This window comes from Ruminococcus sp. 1001713B170207_170306_F1 (genome assembly GCF_015668065.1).
GTDB lineage: Bacteria > Bacillota > Clostridia > Lachnospirales > Lachnospiraceae > Blautia_A > Blautia_A faecis.
On sequence record NZ_JADPEX010000013.1, the window covers coordinates 93,084 to 106,579 of the forward strand.

Genomic DNA, 13,496 nt, shown 5'->3' on the forward strand with positions numbered 1-13,496 from the left:
TTGCGTTCAGTAAAACCACATCTCTCTGCAATAGCTATGTTAGATTCAAAATAAAAATATTTTAGAAGAAACACTCTCCGGATCTCTTCTTTTTGTTTGTAAAGAAAAATACTGATCGATTTTCCAATCTCTTCATCATTCCTGCCCGGAGCATACCTTTCATCCGGCAGTACATCTGCAAGTTCATCCAATGCCATAACCATATTGGCTGATCGTTTTTGGGCTTTTAGTTTTCTAAATTTATCGATGGAAATATTTCTGACGATTGTGGAAATATAAGATTTAAAATTGCCTGGCCTTGCAGGTGGGATTCTGTTCCATACTCCTAAATAGGTGTCATTTACACACTCTTCCGAATCCTGGCGGTTATTCAGGACATTATAGGCAATTTTGTGACAGAGCTTTCCATATTCTATATCTGTTTTCTTAATTGCCTGTTGATTCCTTTCAAAGTAGAGTTCTATTATTTTTTTATCGTCTATGATGTTCACCTCCTCAAAAATGTTCTCAATTATAAAGTCGGCTTTTTTTGACGGACGTCTCAAAAAAATTATATTTTTTTGAGTCATAGCATAACAAAAAGAGAACAGCTCATTAGACATTCCCTTTTGTCAGCTGAAGTGTTCCCTTATGGTTATTCAAAATTATCAGTACTTGTAATCTTCTGGTTCAATACTCTATTTACTCTTTCAATGGGGAAGCTATCTTCCATATCAGTCACTTCAAACAAATTTAGCGGTAGCTCCCTTTCTCCAATCAGAGACAGATATTCATTAACAGCTCTGCGGTCGATCATGATTTTTCCATGTCCATCCCAATGACGATTACTCTCTTTCTTCTTCAACCCGGAAATCCAATATTCGTCGCCATTCTCAATATCTATATAATTGGAATAATTGCCATTATATTTTTGAAAGGCATGGTTATTAAAATAGATTGTTTTCTTACTCTTTGAAGTTTTCACATATCCGATCCATGCCGGACCATCATCTGAATATCCCGTTTTAAGTTCAATGTACATTAAATCATGAATCATTTTTAACATCTCCACCTAAAGGAACAGTTTTAGCCATTCTCATTTTTTAATGCTGCTTAATAAGCTCCCGGATTCCACAGATAAACGATAAAACAATTACTATAATGTAACAACTCCGGTTTACAACCGTATTCTCAGCCCAGTTGCTTACTGCGATCACAGTCCATAAAGCTCCCTGTACAACCATCAGCATTCCATTTGTTTTTGGATTACTTTTATTAGCAACCAGTAAGAAAATGTAAACGGCTAAAATAATGAGTGATATAATGATTGTTAATGTTGGCATAGGCTTGTTCTCCTTTGCTGTCCTGTTTTTTATTATTTCTGAGTCAGAATACCATTTTCTTCCAGTGCTTCTGTAAATACGAAATATATTCGTGTTACTGCGGGTTTATAGTAATGAAGCATATAGCAGATATCGCAATGCATTCTTTATTTTGCAATATACAAAACACCTAGCGTACCAGGTCCGCAATGACTTGATACAACACCGCCAGCCCTGGTTTCCAGTATCTCATCAAAAATGTCAAGTTCTTTCAGATAAGCCCTCACTTTTTCTACAGTTTCCTGTTCACAGCCAGAATGTGTTATAAATACGCGTTCAGGTCTCGCTTTTTTTAAATCTTTTTCCATATCTTTTACATAGTTCATGACAACAGAAGCAATTTTTCCACGGTATTTCTTAGATGCATTCATTGCACCATCCTCCACTACAATCCTGGGATGCAGTTTTAAAACACCTCCGGCCATAGCCGCTACTGCATTGCAGCGTCCGCCACGGTATAAATAAGTAAGGGTATCTACCACAAAGCTTGCTCTCACATTTGGTTTTAACTTCTCTATCTCAGAAACAATCTGGGAAGCTGTCCGGTTATTCTTTGCCATAATTGCAGCTTCTACTACAAGAAGGCCGATACCGGTAGAAAGGTTTGCAGAATCGATTACTTTTATTCGGTCAGAAGCCCCCAGTTCTTCAGCAGCAAGGCGCATCACATTTCCAGAAGTGGACATACCTGCTGAAATAGAAAAGCAGACAATTTCCCTTCCAGCCTCTGCATAGGGGCGAAAAAGCTCCATGGCATCTGCCAGGGCAGGTGCAGAAGTTTTAGGTGTTGTCTTGTTTGCATCAGACCAGGCATAGATCTGATCCGGAGTAATGTTTTTTCCATCTTCATATTCTTTATCACCCAGAAGAATATGAAGCGGAAGAATGTCAATCTCATATTTTCGCAATAATTCCTGTGAAAGGTCGCAGGTACTGTCTGAAATAATTTTTACCATATATTCACACCCTTTTCCCGAACAAAGTCTGGGATATCTTCGGCTAAGGCAGGATAAAAGTTTCACTCTTACGCATAAATCCCGCCAGCTATTTCACTACTAATCAATATATTGTACCAAAAAACAATCGCAATTTCTACTCATTTACTATAAATTACATTCTTTCCCAAAACGGAAACAAGAGTGGGTATTGTTTTTGAATAAAAAAATCGCATTACCTACAACGAACTTTGCAGAAAATACAGCAAGGCGAATTGTTTAATTATATGACGGAGCGAGGGCTCAAAGGTTTTCAGAGTGGCAAATACGGAAGTACCGCATTGCATTTGACTTCCCTGCAATATCAAATTAAGCAAGACTGCCCAGACCTTTTTATTGGTGTTGATCTTGCTATAATTCATAAATGAAGTATAGCATGAAAAAGTGGTTTTTTGTATTGGATTTCCATCATATAAAAAACTGCTAAATTGTATCTAAAAGATCACAATCTAACAGTTTTTCATTATATGGTACATTTTACAAAGATACCAATTTATTATGATTAATACGTTGGAAGAAGGCCTCCATTGCCTGTCATGCAGACAATGGAGCAAGCCTTAGGGGAATAAAATACTTTTATTTACAAGAATAAAGTATATACTTTTCTTTTAAATAAGTACATGGATAAAATTACATAAAACATGCACAAAATACAATAGTTAGTCAAATGAATACCAGAGATTGATACAAATTAATTTTGCAAGAATACCTTATTCAAATAATTTTTTTGCCTTCTCCAGATTCATTTTTCCATTCACTTTCAAATAAATTTTTGTAATTTTAAGCGGCTCACCCATCTCACTGCAAAGCTCCTGCGCCTGTGATAAAGGAATATAGATATCTTCATTTTCCGTTACGGCAGTTACTTTACATGGAAGATAAACAGTTTGCTGTTCATTTTCTTCGTGCCCAGTCAAGGATACCAGATGATCTGCCGCGCCAGAAAGCTCTTTTGTATTTCCAGCAAGTGCATAAGAAATGGTTAGATTTTCTCCCATTTGCAGGAATTTTTCCTGTTGTTTTTTTGAAATGGAATGATTATTTGAGTCTTTCATGTTTTGCAATGCTTTACTTCCAAGCAACAACACCGGTGTATTTCCTAAATCATTCTGCTCTGGATTTTCTCCAAACGCATTCAGATCTATTCCTAAAAAGGTGGCTGTTTCCGTATAATCTTCAATCTTGATGGTTACTGGAATTTCCACAACGGGCCATATCTCTTTTACCCCTTCTATTTTTTTTGCCTTTTTCAAAAAATCATCATCATAAGTAAGGTCTCCAAGGGAAACCAGTGCCAAGTATTGTTTTTTCCCATCCTGTATTCCTGCAAAAAGCTTTATAGAGAAAAATAATGCCAATATCAGAAGAAAACCTACAAAACAGGTAAAACTGTCTATTCTATTCTTTTTCAATGGGCATCCACCTTTCTGGTTTCTTCCAGAAGTATGTTTTTCTTATGAAGCTTGCCCAAAAGAAGTAGAATCACAGAAACAAGCAGTACTGCAATAACTGCAATAACGGAATACCACCAGCTGTTTGTTTCTTCCTGGTCATCCTCTATTTTTAAAGACTGGATTTTAGCTTCTTTAATCTCAGACTCAAACTCTGTACTTTCCTCATAGGAATTGCCGGCTGCATCCTCATAAGTAAAAATCAGTTTTCCGGTAATCCTGCCAGGAAAAGAACCGTCATCTTCTTCTGATTTTCCTTTTACATATACACGGAGACTTCCTTGTACTGCTGTTCCAGCTTCTACTGTTCCTAAAAAAGCGGACTCTTTTGGATTCAATCCGTCTGCTTCCAGCCGGACACTTGCATTATATAGCTTATCCCTTCCAAGATTCATTGCTTTTACCGGAATTTCTACCGTATCCATGGTATACAAAATAGAAGGAATATCAGAAGCTTCCAGTTTTGCACGCGCTGGCTGAGTAATCTGAAAGGACAGCGTTTCTGTACCTGTCGCTCCTGTCGCTTTCGAATCTTCGTAATCCAAAGAAAAAGAAACGGTTGCCTGACCTGGGGCACAGTCCTCTGCTATAGTTACCTTTTGCTTCAGGGTAATTGCTTCTCCTGGAGTCAGTCTCTGAACATAAAAAGAGCTTCTCTCAAATTCAATTCCCTTTGTATCCGCCGAAATAGAAATCTTTAGACCAAATACATTCTGGCTACGGCTTTTATTCCGGAATGTCAGTGACATTTCTGTGACAGTGCCTGCTTTTAGATTTTGTCCGGAAAGATTGTTATCCTCTAAAAGGACCTGCGGTTTATGCAGTATTTTCTCACCAGACGAGCTGGCAGAAGAACCGCCTCCACTATACCCTCCAGCAGAATAATCCCCACTATCTATAACAGGATCTGTGATCTGTGTTCCATTATCTGTATCAGTATTTCCATTTTCTATTATGACATGGATTGTCTTCTTTTCGTCCTCAGCAGAAGCGTCTCCTGATATAAATCCATCCAGGTCAGAATTTTGATTTTCCGAATCCGTTTTTTCAGGAGTCTGTTCCTCAGTTTCCGGAATCTTCTCATCTGTAGGATTGTTTTTTTCCTCTTCAAAAGGCAATGTACTGTCTGCATCACTATAAGAAGCTGACTGATCTGCTTCCAGAACAGACTCTCCCACAAAAGCAGCTTCCATATTCCCTGCATCTTCTGCAAAAACAGATGTCGGCAGAAGCATCATGAAACTTAATATTGCGAATGTGGTTTTCACAAATTTTTTTCCCATTTTCAGGCTGTCCTTTCTCTTAAAACTCCGCCATCCATCTCATATACGTGATCACATAAAATCCGGATATCCTCATCATTATGGCTTGCCAATAAAATGGTTTTTCCAGCTGCCTTTAAATCAAGCAAAAGTTCCCTGATCTCTGCCACGCCGTGTTTATCCAGACCGTTAAATGGTTCATCCAGAATCAGGAAGCGAGGATCTTCCATAATGGCCTGTGCAATCCCAAGGCGTTGCCGCATTCCAAGAGAGTACTTTCCAACCGGCTTTTTCATATCCGGATCCAGTCCTACTTTTTTTAGGATCAGGCGGATATCTGCCTTTGAAATCATTCTTTTCATATCTGCCAGTATTTCCAGGTTCTTTACACCGGTATACTGGGTAAGAAATCCAGGCGTCTCAATGATGACACCAAGGCTTTCTGGAAAATCTACATCACGACCAATTTCTTTTCCGAAAACACGGATGGTGCCTGTGGTAACAGGAAGGAATCCGCAGATACATTTCATAAGTACTGTTTTGCCAGAGCCATTATTTCCTACAACGCCGTAAACCTGTCCCACCTTTAAGGTAAGATTTACTTCTTTTAATACCAGATCTTCCCCGAACCTTTTGGTTACGTGTTCTATTTTCACACAGGTATTTTGAAATTCAGATTTCTTCCACTTTTCCATTTAAAACACCTCCAAAAATTCCCATTAACACCAATAAAAATAATAGCAGAAATAACCACAATCCCGCTTTATCCGTTCCCCAGTTTCCATCTGCCAGAATCCATTCCACTGGGTAAAACCAGATCTGGTCTTTGAAATAGCGTTCATGAAGTATAATTCCAAAATAATAGCTGACAAAAGGAATCCCATATGCCATATAAGCTGAATTCCATAAGGTACCACAGATTCCACCAAAAGTGCTTAGAATACTTCCGATCAGTCCCATCCTAAGAGCTTTCATAAGCAGCTCCAGAAACTGTTCCTTTGGAAAGCTGCCTTTTATTTCCATAGGATAAAATATAACAAAATTAACAAGAAGTATGGTGCTTATAGCAAATATCCAGACTAAAAATCCAGATGTCATAACAGAAAAGACTTTTCCTTCCACATATAGCCTGCGGTTTGTCCTGGGAAATGCAGCTTTTAAAAATCCACTTTTATACTCCTGTAAAAAAGAATCACTCCACGGCAGTACCGCAGCTACAGGGATGGCAAAAGATACCATCTGACTTTTCAATGAACCATCCAGCAGGCTGATAAAAGTTCCACATGTTAATGCTTTTTTCAAACTTGGATAAGTCTGACCTGCTGCGATAGAAAAGCAGGCAATCAGCCATGCCGCCAGGAAACTTCTGCCAAGAAGCATACGTTTTGTTTCTACCCGCATAGATATTTCCCTTTCTGATTATGTTTTTTCTCCCAGAAATTCAAAGGGATATTTTTTCATCCTGCGAAGTGCCAGAACCATAAGAACAAATAAAATACCTGCGAAGAACATACAGGATTGCCAGATGGTCGGAAGTAATGGATCATAGCCAAGGTTATGTTTTCCATATACAGCCTGGTTCAAAGGACTGATCCAGCAGATCAGTACATTCACCTGATACATTTCATATTTTTCCTTATGCAAAATTGCGGCTACCACACTGGGTTCCAGTAAAAATCCAAATACACTATAAAGTAGTCCAAACACCATGCCTTTTGTTTTTCCTTTATAAAGATTTCCAACAAGGATCACAAAACCAAGTGTCAGGGAATAGCAGAATAACAGGAGAAAAACCTGCAGCATACAGCCATACGGAGAGATACTCTCCATGACTCTTACTGTAGAGGGGACCTGCAAGTTTTTCCCCAGTTCAGAATATCCGAGCATGGCAGCAGTCTCGCTCCACAGGTTGCCCGGATAACTGTCCTTCATACACAGTACAGATGTAAATAGCAGCATCAATACTGTATAAAGAGCAGTCACAAAAATAATATAAATAAACTGTCCCAAAAGCCATTTTTTCTTTGTTGTTCGAATTAACTGATATGGAGTAACTGGTGTCATCTTTGGCAGGTCTGAGAACAGCAGAAGCAACAGAAGAGAACTGAGCAGTACTGCTGTTCCATCCCCAAAGGTCCAAAGAAATGGCTCTACAGCCTGTACCGGTGTATCATAGTTTTCCATAACAACCATGATTCTTCCAGTGAGAAGAAAGCTAAGTACAAATTCCAGAAGGAAGGTAAAAATGACTTTGGGATTTCGAAAATAGCCAAAGAAATTGTAATGTACAATTCCAAGTACCTGCTTCATATCAGTAGCCCAGATCCCTGTCTATAATACTGCCATCCACGGCGTTAATGGTAAGGAAGCTCCAGTTTGGATAGTCTGTGATGTCCGAGTAACTATTCCCATCATAGTCACCTTCCACTTTTCTGCTTCCAAAGAAATCCCAAACGGGAACCAGAAGACCTGTATGCGGATCTGTGGATGGTTCATAAATTCTTGCATAGCCCAGAACAATCCGGTCAACATCATAAACTCTTGATTTTTCATATTCCATATTATCTGCATTGGTCACTACCATCATTTTTTCATATGTTTTCATAATCTCAGAAAATGGAAGAAGGTTTAAATTTTCTGTTTTTGTCTCTCCTATGGTATAAGGGTTTGAATAATACATGCTTTCAATTCCATCTTTATCGACAAAGAAATAAAGACTTTCATAAGACCAGGTTTCCATAGTGCTGTCCATATCTTCCAAAGCACCGCCATCTGCCATTGTCCGAGTAATCGGAACACCGTTTATAGTACGTGTGTAATAAATCGCATATCCGCTTCCAAGATTACTTAAACTATTATCCTTTTCAAGATTATTGCACAATGCATAACTCCAGTCTGAAAACTGCAGATCTGTAATCCCCATTTTATCTACTTTTTCCTGTACCATTTTTTTTGCTTCATCTAATGAAATCCCAATGGACTCCTCAGTAGGTTTTTCCCCTTCACTGGAAGAAGTATAATCAGACCAGGTCGTGTCCACAGGCAGCTTTTCCCCGCCAGATTTTGCCAATTTTCTGATTTTGACAGATAAGGTATCGGATCCGTAGGAAGATGTCATGTAAAAATATTCTGATCCATCCGGCATCTGTGCAACACCGGAGAATTCATTTTCCGCAGTACCATTTTCTGTCTCCTGGGAGCCTGCAACAGGTCTTCCTTCTGCCAGGGTCTTCGTCTCCGGGGCTGATTGATACTGCTCTTCCCAGTATTCAATATCATCATAAATATTATAGTAAAGGTTACCATCTTCATCCGTACCCCAATTATAGGGATCCAGATTTCCGTTTGCTACATCTTCTTTTAGTTCATCCAACGTTTTTTTGATTTCATCCTTTGTCTGGGTATAATAGCTATCCGATGTATACAGCTTTGCCTCTGAGAAAAAGGCATCTGTAATACGGTCAAGAAGATCCTGTGTAACTTCTGCAGGCGTGACAGAAATTGCGGATATCTTTTCTACATCCGGTATTTCTACAGTGGCATCCGTGTTCACTACAAGTTTTGCACTGTCATCTGTAGTCTGACTTTTATAGGTTTCCGGAGCATTGAGCAGGTCTCGAATAGTTGTTCTTACCGCTGTGTTCTTATCCTTTGTATTTTCAGAAGAGTCCTCGTTCACCATATCTACGCCTTCAGTTTCTGTATAAGCATTTTCTACCTTGCTCCCTTTTGGTTTTACAAGGGAAGATTCCGGGGTCTGGGCACATCCTGTGAGCATTCCTATACAAAGTGTTAATCCTACAATTTTATTTATGTTTTTTCTCATGTTGAATAAATTCTCCTTCCTGTTTATGTCCACAAGTATAGCATCTTTCATTGCACCAAATCTTCCGCAAGTTGTAACTGTTCTGTAAATTCCAATTATTTACCATAAAACAGATACGATTGTTCCTTTTCCCAGATGGCTTGTAATTTCCAGCTGAAATCCATGTATATCTGCAATTTTCTGGCATAGCGCAAGACCAAGCCCAACACTTCCCTTTACTCTGGAACGTGATTTATCGACCATATAAAAAGCTTCTGTTACTCTTTTCAGATCCTCCTCTGGAATTCCCTTCCCATAATCCTGAACGGATAAATGATTTTGGGTTGCCTCCAGTACGATTTTTGAATTCTCATCGGAAGCCTTGACTGCATTATCAATAAAATTTGTCACTGCACTCATCATAAGGTCCGGATCAAATGTTTTTCTAAGCTCCTCTGGATTACAATGTATTTCAAGACAAATTTTTTTCTCCTGAAGCCTGTAAGTAACAAGTTTTTTTACATCTTCCAGAAATTGATTCATCTGAACTTCCACTGGAACAAATTCTGCTTCACCTGTTTCATATAATCCGGTAAGTTCCAGCATTTTCACTGAAAGCCTGGAAAGCCTTCGGCATTCATTTCTAATATAATCAAGCGCTATCTCCTGCCTCTTGGGAGATAGGCGTACCGTTAGAAGTGTATCTGCATATCCTATGATTGCAGTCATCGGTGTCTTTAATTCATGGGCCAAACTTCCAAGCAGCTGTCTCTGTGCCTGGTTTACGGAAGAAAGCTTTTCAATCTGCTCCCTTACTTTACCTGTCATAAGATTAAAGCTTTTCCCAACCTGTGCCAGTTCCGTCTTTCCCTCTGATGGCACTTTTATCTCATAATTTCCATTTGCCACAGAAACAGCCGCTTCTTTTAGCCTTGTGAGCGGTTCCATAATTTTCCGCAAAGTCAAAAACAGGAAAAAGCCAACAAACAGAACCAGAAACAAGGTAAACCCTCCTGCCTGATAAAACAGTGTCTGACTCTGTTTTTGTACACTGGTAATATCTTTGTAGGTGACGATCTGATAGTTCATGTCTGTAGAACTGTAGCTGGAAGAATAAAAGAGCAAAAATACGTTGCCATTTGTTTTGCTGATCAGTGGTTTATCACAATAGATGTCATTTTCGAATCCATCATGTTTGTTTTTTGTTAGGTTTCTGATATTTTGCAGATCAAACTCATATTTTGTCCCATTATATTGTTCTTTTCCATCCTGATATAAAACGGCGCTGTCGTGGAATACCTGACGAAAAGCATAAATAATCATTTTTTCCCAGATTTTATCATCAGAGTCCTGTGTTTTGCTTTTAATCCGCATTAACATGTTTTCAAACTTAGAAATATTTGTTTGAAACCTGCTATTTTCATAACTGTTGATATTTTCTATGCTCTGATTTTTCCACCTGTAAGTTGTATAGAAAAAAATTCCAGATGACAGCAGAAGCACCATGCAGATTACCTGTAAAAAAATTTTTGTAAATAGCTTCATAAATCCACCTCAAGTCGATAACCAATTCTGGGAATGGTTTTGATTTTATCTTGCCAGCTTAGTTTTTTTCTGATGCGTCCAACGTGTGCATCCACAGTTCTTGTTTCTCCGCAGAATTCCTCCTTCCACAGTTCCTGCAAGATCTGGCTTCTGGTAAGTGCTTTATTTGGGTTTTTTACGAACACCATAAGGCAGTTATATTCCATAGGTTTTAAATATATTTCTTCTCCATTTTTTGTAACTATGTGACTTACGGTATCAATTATGACATCGTCTATCTGAATCTGTTTCGGTGCCGTTCCATAACGATCTAACACTTTTTCCAAACGCACCATTACCTCCAGCATTTCAAAAGGCTTTACTATATAGTCCTCGGCTCCGTCTTTTAACCCTTTTACTTTACTTGTAACATCAGCCTTTGCCGTAAGAAATATAACCGGAATACCAAACTTTTTTAATTCCGGTAAAAGGGTATAACCATCCTTTCCCGGAAGCATAATATCCACAAGTGCGCACTGAAATTCATGGTCCTGTACGACGCCTTCACTTGCATCATTTCCATCCAGATAACCTACTGTTTCATAGCCAGCAGCTTCCAGATTCATACAAAGCAGATCATTGATTGCCATTTCATCTTCTATCACCAGTATTCTTGCTTTCATAATAATGTTCCTTTCATTTTACACAAACCCGATTATTTCTTTATTGTGCGTGATTTTTACTATTACAATTATACACTAATTTCAGTACTGCGAACGTAACCGATTTGTAAAGAAAAAGGAATCAAGAACGATCCATCTGGAAGTCGTTTTGATTCCTCAAATCCCACTACATTTTTGATTTCATTTTGTTAATTGTGTTTATATGAGTCACACCCTCCCTCTCTTAGAACTGTCTATTTCCCGACAGCCTCTTCCTATAAAATCATATGTTACACAAGTGTCTGTCCCATTGCCGCTGCAATTTCCTTTAACTTGTCGATAGCATAGCCTGTATATTTTGAAATCTTATCGACAGGTTCCTTTTCCTCGATCATCATCTGGGCCAGGGACATTTTTTCTTTTTCAACTCCCTGTTTCATTCCTTGTTCAATTCCCTGGTCTACAAGAGCTCTACTTAGATTACACATGTCTCTCACCTCACTCTCGAATTCTTCTGTCATGGCAATATCAAAATCTTCATGTAACCGCTTCTTTTTTTCTTCTGGCGTGGCAGACGTTGAAAACAGGACATTTAGCAGATCAAGAATCTCCAGCTCGCTTTCTTTATCTGCATCTCCCAAATTTACAATCACCACTTCCATCAGATCATAGCTTTGAGGATCTGTATAGGACTTTCCAAGTATCGTATCCTCAATTGTGTGATATTTGAAAATACCATTTTTGCGTTTTTTAGCTGGGTCTGGACAGATCCAGATGGAATAAGCTTTCTGAATCTTTTCGTAATGTTCATCTGTAAATACGGTTCCATACTGTTCTGATATCATTCTTGCACAATAATAAAAACCTCTGGTTACAAGTGGATATCCAGGAGTATCATTCAACTGGATTTCCAGATTGATAATAAGTTGTATAGGTTCAGGGTTTCCAGGAAGATAGGCTTTAAAACGGATGTCATAATATACAGTTTGATCCTTGACTGCATTCGCCTCTAAATTCAAACCTTCGATTCTTTCGTCTCCGTTTAGTTTCTCATCACGGTCCAGCTGATCCTGGTGGACAGCATGTTTAGAAATTTCTACGTCATCTTTCAGACAGTTGTCACAAATAAACTTTACGCTGTATTGAGAAAATTCTTTTGTACAGGATTTTAAGATCCATGCTATGATTGCCTTGTAAGTCAATATTTTTTTCGCACATTCATCATATTTCGCACGGTCTGATATAAGGTCAATGGTCTGCGCCAGATTCGTCTGACGTACTATAATACCCACCTCCTGTATAATTGGTTAACTGATAACATTTTATGATTTTATATTACCATAAAGAAAAAATGGGGGCAATATATTTTTATATAAGTTTATGTCACATACAGTCAAATAAACCCTGTAATACAGTATGTCATTCCATAACACTATAAGAAAAATACCAGCAATAGCCATTTGGAAAGCGAACTGCAGCTATAAGAAGCATTTTTAGATAACTGGCAGTTCGTACAAAAATCTGGTTTTTACAAAAATATCAAATTTTGTCACATAAAAGAGGCATGATACGAAGTCTGAAACGGAAAAGTGATTGCAAAAGGTGGTCAAAAATGGCCTTTTGTCAAAGGCTTATTTTGTGTTATTAAATCCCTTTTAAGCTTAAATAACACAAAATAATACAAAATGATACAGATAAAAAGGTAGGAAATAACGGCAAATAGTACTAAGTGATTTAAAAAGGGAGCAGGTAAAAAAATCGTGTTCTGGACATCCGGGAAGGAAAATACAGCACGAATGGCCACATCTTTTTTATCCTTTTCAACAGAGTTGACTTCACCGCCAATGTACCGTGCGGCTTTATCAACTTTAAGTAATATTTCATTACTAAGTGCTAATTTTCTCATATTTTTACTTTCATAAACTGTATATATTAAACAAAATATACGTGAGCTTTGCGAAACATGGATTGCCGTGGTACTATTTCATGAAATTAAAATTTGGCCATAAACATTATAAAAAACAGTCACGTCTTTTAACATAATTTGAGTTCAAAAAACGGGTTTGGTCACTATTGTAATCATAGTAATAGAATCGTTTTAGTATTATTCCTGAAATAGCCGTTAGCAATAACTTTTATTATAACCAGAATCCAGGGGAAGTGCAAGCATAGAATTTGGCGAAGACATGGTTTTTCCGATTGTGTAGATTGAGGATGCCTAGTTTTTGCAGCAATAAAAGCTTCTTTTGAACAAATTTGTGGGAGCCGCAATAGGTATAAAAAATGGCAGACAATCTCGTTATTAAGTCGGCTGCCCATTGATTATATAGTATATTGTTTTGGGCGTTTTGATAGTTCGACAAACTGTTAAGGAAACAATCGGAGTTGGTGTAAACGAAAAAGCAGCCTTGAGTTCTGATAAAAACTGCCCTTTCG

14 protein-coding genes are annotated in these 13,496 nt (G+C 38.1%); all 14 read right to left on the reverse strand.

All coding sequences use genetic code 11. The features are described from left to right. On the reverse strand, positions 1-602 hold a 602-nt coding region (locus I4V84_RS09700), incomplete at its 3' end, for an RNA polymerase sigma factor (RefSeq protein ID WP_243284065.1). 32 nt (positions 603-634) lie between these two features. After that, complete coding sequence (locus I4V84_RS09705) at positions 635-1,036, reverse strand: mannose-1-phosphate guanylyltransferase (RefSeq protein ID WP_173719099.1); 402 nt, start codon at positions 1,034-1,036, stop codon at positions 635-637. Positions 1,037-1,082: 46 nt separating this feature from the next. Then, the gene (locus I4V84_RS09710) at positions 1,083-1,322 is read right to left on the reverse strand and encodes a hypothetical protein (protein ID WP_117854469.1); all 240 of its coding nucleotides are present in this window, start codon (positions 1,320-1,322) and stop codon (positions 1,083-1,085) included. 146 nt (positions 1,323-1,468) lie between these two features. Continuing rightward, the gene (locus tag I4V84_RS09715) at positions 1,469-2,317 is read right to left on the reverse strand and encodes a DegV family protein (RefSeq protein WP_195983276.1); all 849 of its coding nucleotides are present in this window, start codon (positions 2,315-2,317) and stop codon (positions 1,469-1,471) included. 749 nt (positions 2,318-3,066) lie between these two features. Next, on the reverse strand, positions 3,067-3,768 hold the full coding sequence (locus I4V84_RS09720; RefSeq protein ID WP_243284066.1) for a hypothetical protein: 702 nt from the start codon (positions 3,766-3,768) through the stop codon (positions 3,067-3,069). Next, a complete protein-coding gene (locus tag I4V84_RS09725; protein ID WP_195991803.1) occupies positions 3,765-5,090 on the reverse strand; it encodes a hypothetical protein in 1,326 nt (441 codons plus the stop codon). The genes I4V84_RS09720 and I4V84_RS09725 overlap by 4 nt, the downstream gene beginning before the upstream one ends. A 2-nt stretch (positions 5,091-5,092) precedes the next feature. Next, positions 5,093-5,764 carry an ATP-binding cassette domain-containing protein gene (locus I4V84_RS09730; protein ID WP_117854462.1) on the reverse strand — a complete coding sequence of 224 codons (672 nt, stop codon included), beginning with the start codon at positions 5,762-5,764 and terminating at the stop codon, positions 5,093-5,095. Then, a complete protein-coding gene (locus I4V84_RS09735; protein WP_227200884.1) occupies positions 5,742-6,470 on the reverse strand; it encodes an ABC transporter permease in 729 nt (242 codons plus the stop codon). Before I4V84_RS09735 ends, I4V84_RS09730 begins: the two co-directional genes overlap by 23 nt. 18 nt (positions 6,471-6,488) lie before the next feature. Next, the gene (locus tag I4V84_RS09740; protein WP_195991805.1) at positions 6,489-7,379 is read right to left on the reverse strand and encodes a hypothetical protein; all 891 of its coding nucleotides are present in this window, start codon (positions 7,377-7,379) and stop codon (positions 6,489-6,491) included. Between the two features lies 1 nt (position 7,380). Then, complete coding sequence (locus I4V84_RS09745) at positions 7,381-8,895, reverse strand: DUF6034 family protein (protein ID WP_118583023.1); 1,515 nt, start codon at positions 8,893-8,895, stop codon at positions 7,381-7,383. A 99-nt stretch (positions 8,896-8,994) separates the two neighbouring features. Then, positions 8,995-10,248 carry a HAMP domain-containing sensor histidine kinase gene (locus I4V84_RS09750; RefSeq protein WP_243110474.1) on the reverse strand — a complete coding sequence of 418 codons (1,254 nt, stop codon included), beginning with the start codon at positions 10,246-10,248 and terminating at the stop codon, positions 8,995-8,997. A 167-nt stretch (positions 10,249-10,415) separates the two neighbouring features. After that, positions 10,416-11,081 carry a response regulator transcription factor gene (locus I4V84_RS09755; protein ID WP_148463283.1) on the reverse strand — a complete coding sequence of 222 codons (666 nt, stop codon included), beginning with the start codon at positions 11,079-11,081 and terminating at the stop codon, positions 10,416-10,418. A gap of 269 nt (positions 11,082-11,350) precedes the next feature. Further along, positions 11,351-12,352: a PD-(D/E)XK nuclease family transposase gene (locus I4V84_RS09760; RefSeq protein ID WP_272113233.1), complete on the reverse strand. Its 1,002-nt coding sequence runs from the start codon at positions 12,350-12,352 to the stop codon at positions 11,351-11,353. Between the two features lie 314 nt (positions 12,353-12,666). Further along, a complete protein-coding gene (locus I4V84_RS09765; RefSeq protein ID WP_195991816.1) occupies positions 12,667-12,966 on the reverse strand; it encodes a hypothetical protein in 300 nt (99 codons plus the stop codon). Positions 12,967-13,496 lie beyond the last annotated feature (530 nt).

Coding starts and splice junctions, on each gene's coding strand:
- I4V84_RS09750 (WP_243110474.1), bottom strand. CDS start 10,248: ATGCGGATTAAAAGCAAAACACAGGACTCTGATGATAAAATCTGGGAA.
- I4V84_RS09755 (WP_148463283.1), bottom strand. CDS start 11,081: ATGAAAGCAAGAATACTGGTGATAGAAGATGAAATGGCAATCAATGAT.
- I4V84_RS09740 (WP_195991805.1), bottom strand. CDS start 7,379: ATGAAGCAGGTACTTGGAATTGTACATTACAATTTCTTTGGCTATTTT.
- I4V84_RS09735 (WP_227200884.1), bottom strand. CDS start 6,470: ATGCGGGTAGAAACAAAACGTATGCTTCTTGGCAGAAGTTTCCTGGCG.
- I4V84_RS09725 (WP_195991803.1), bottom strand. CDS start 5,090: ATGGGAAAAAAATTTGTGAAAACCACATTCGCAATATTAAGTTTCATG.
- I4V84_RS09745 (WP_118583023.1), bottom strand. CDS start 8,895: ATGAGAAAAAACATAAATAAAATTGTAGGATTAACACTTTGTATAGGA.
- I4V84_RS09715 (WP_195983276.1), bottom strand. CDS start 2,317: ATGGTAAAAATTATTTCAGACAGTACCTGCGACCTTTCACAGGAATTA.
- I4V84_RS09730 (WP_117854462.1), bottom strand. CDS start 5,764: ATGGAAAAGTGGAAGAAATCTGAATTTCAAAATACCTGTGTGAAAATA.
- I4V84_RS09705 (WP_173719099.1), bottom strand. CDS start 1,036: ATGATTCATGATTTAATGTACATTGAACTTAAAACGGGATATTCAGAT.
- I4V84_RS09710 (WP_117854469.1), bottom strand. CDS start 1,322: ATGCCAACATTAACAATCATTATATCACTCATTATTTTAGCCGTTTAC.
- I4V84_RS09765 (WP_195991816.1), bottom strand. CDS start 12,966: ATGAGAAAATTAGCACTTAGTAATGAAATATTACTTAAAGTTGATAAA.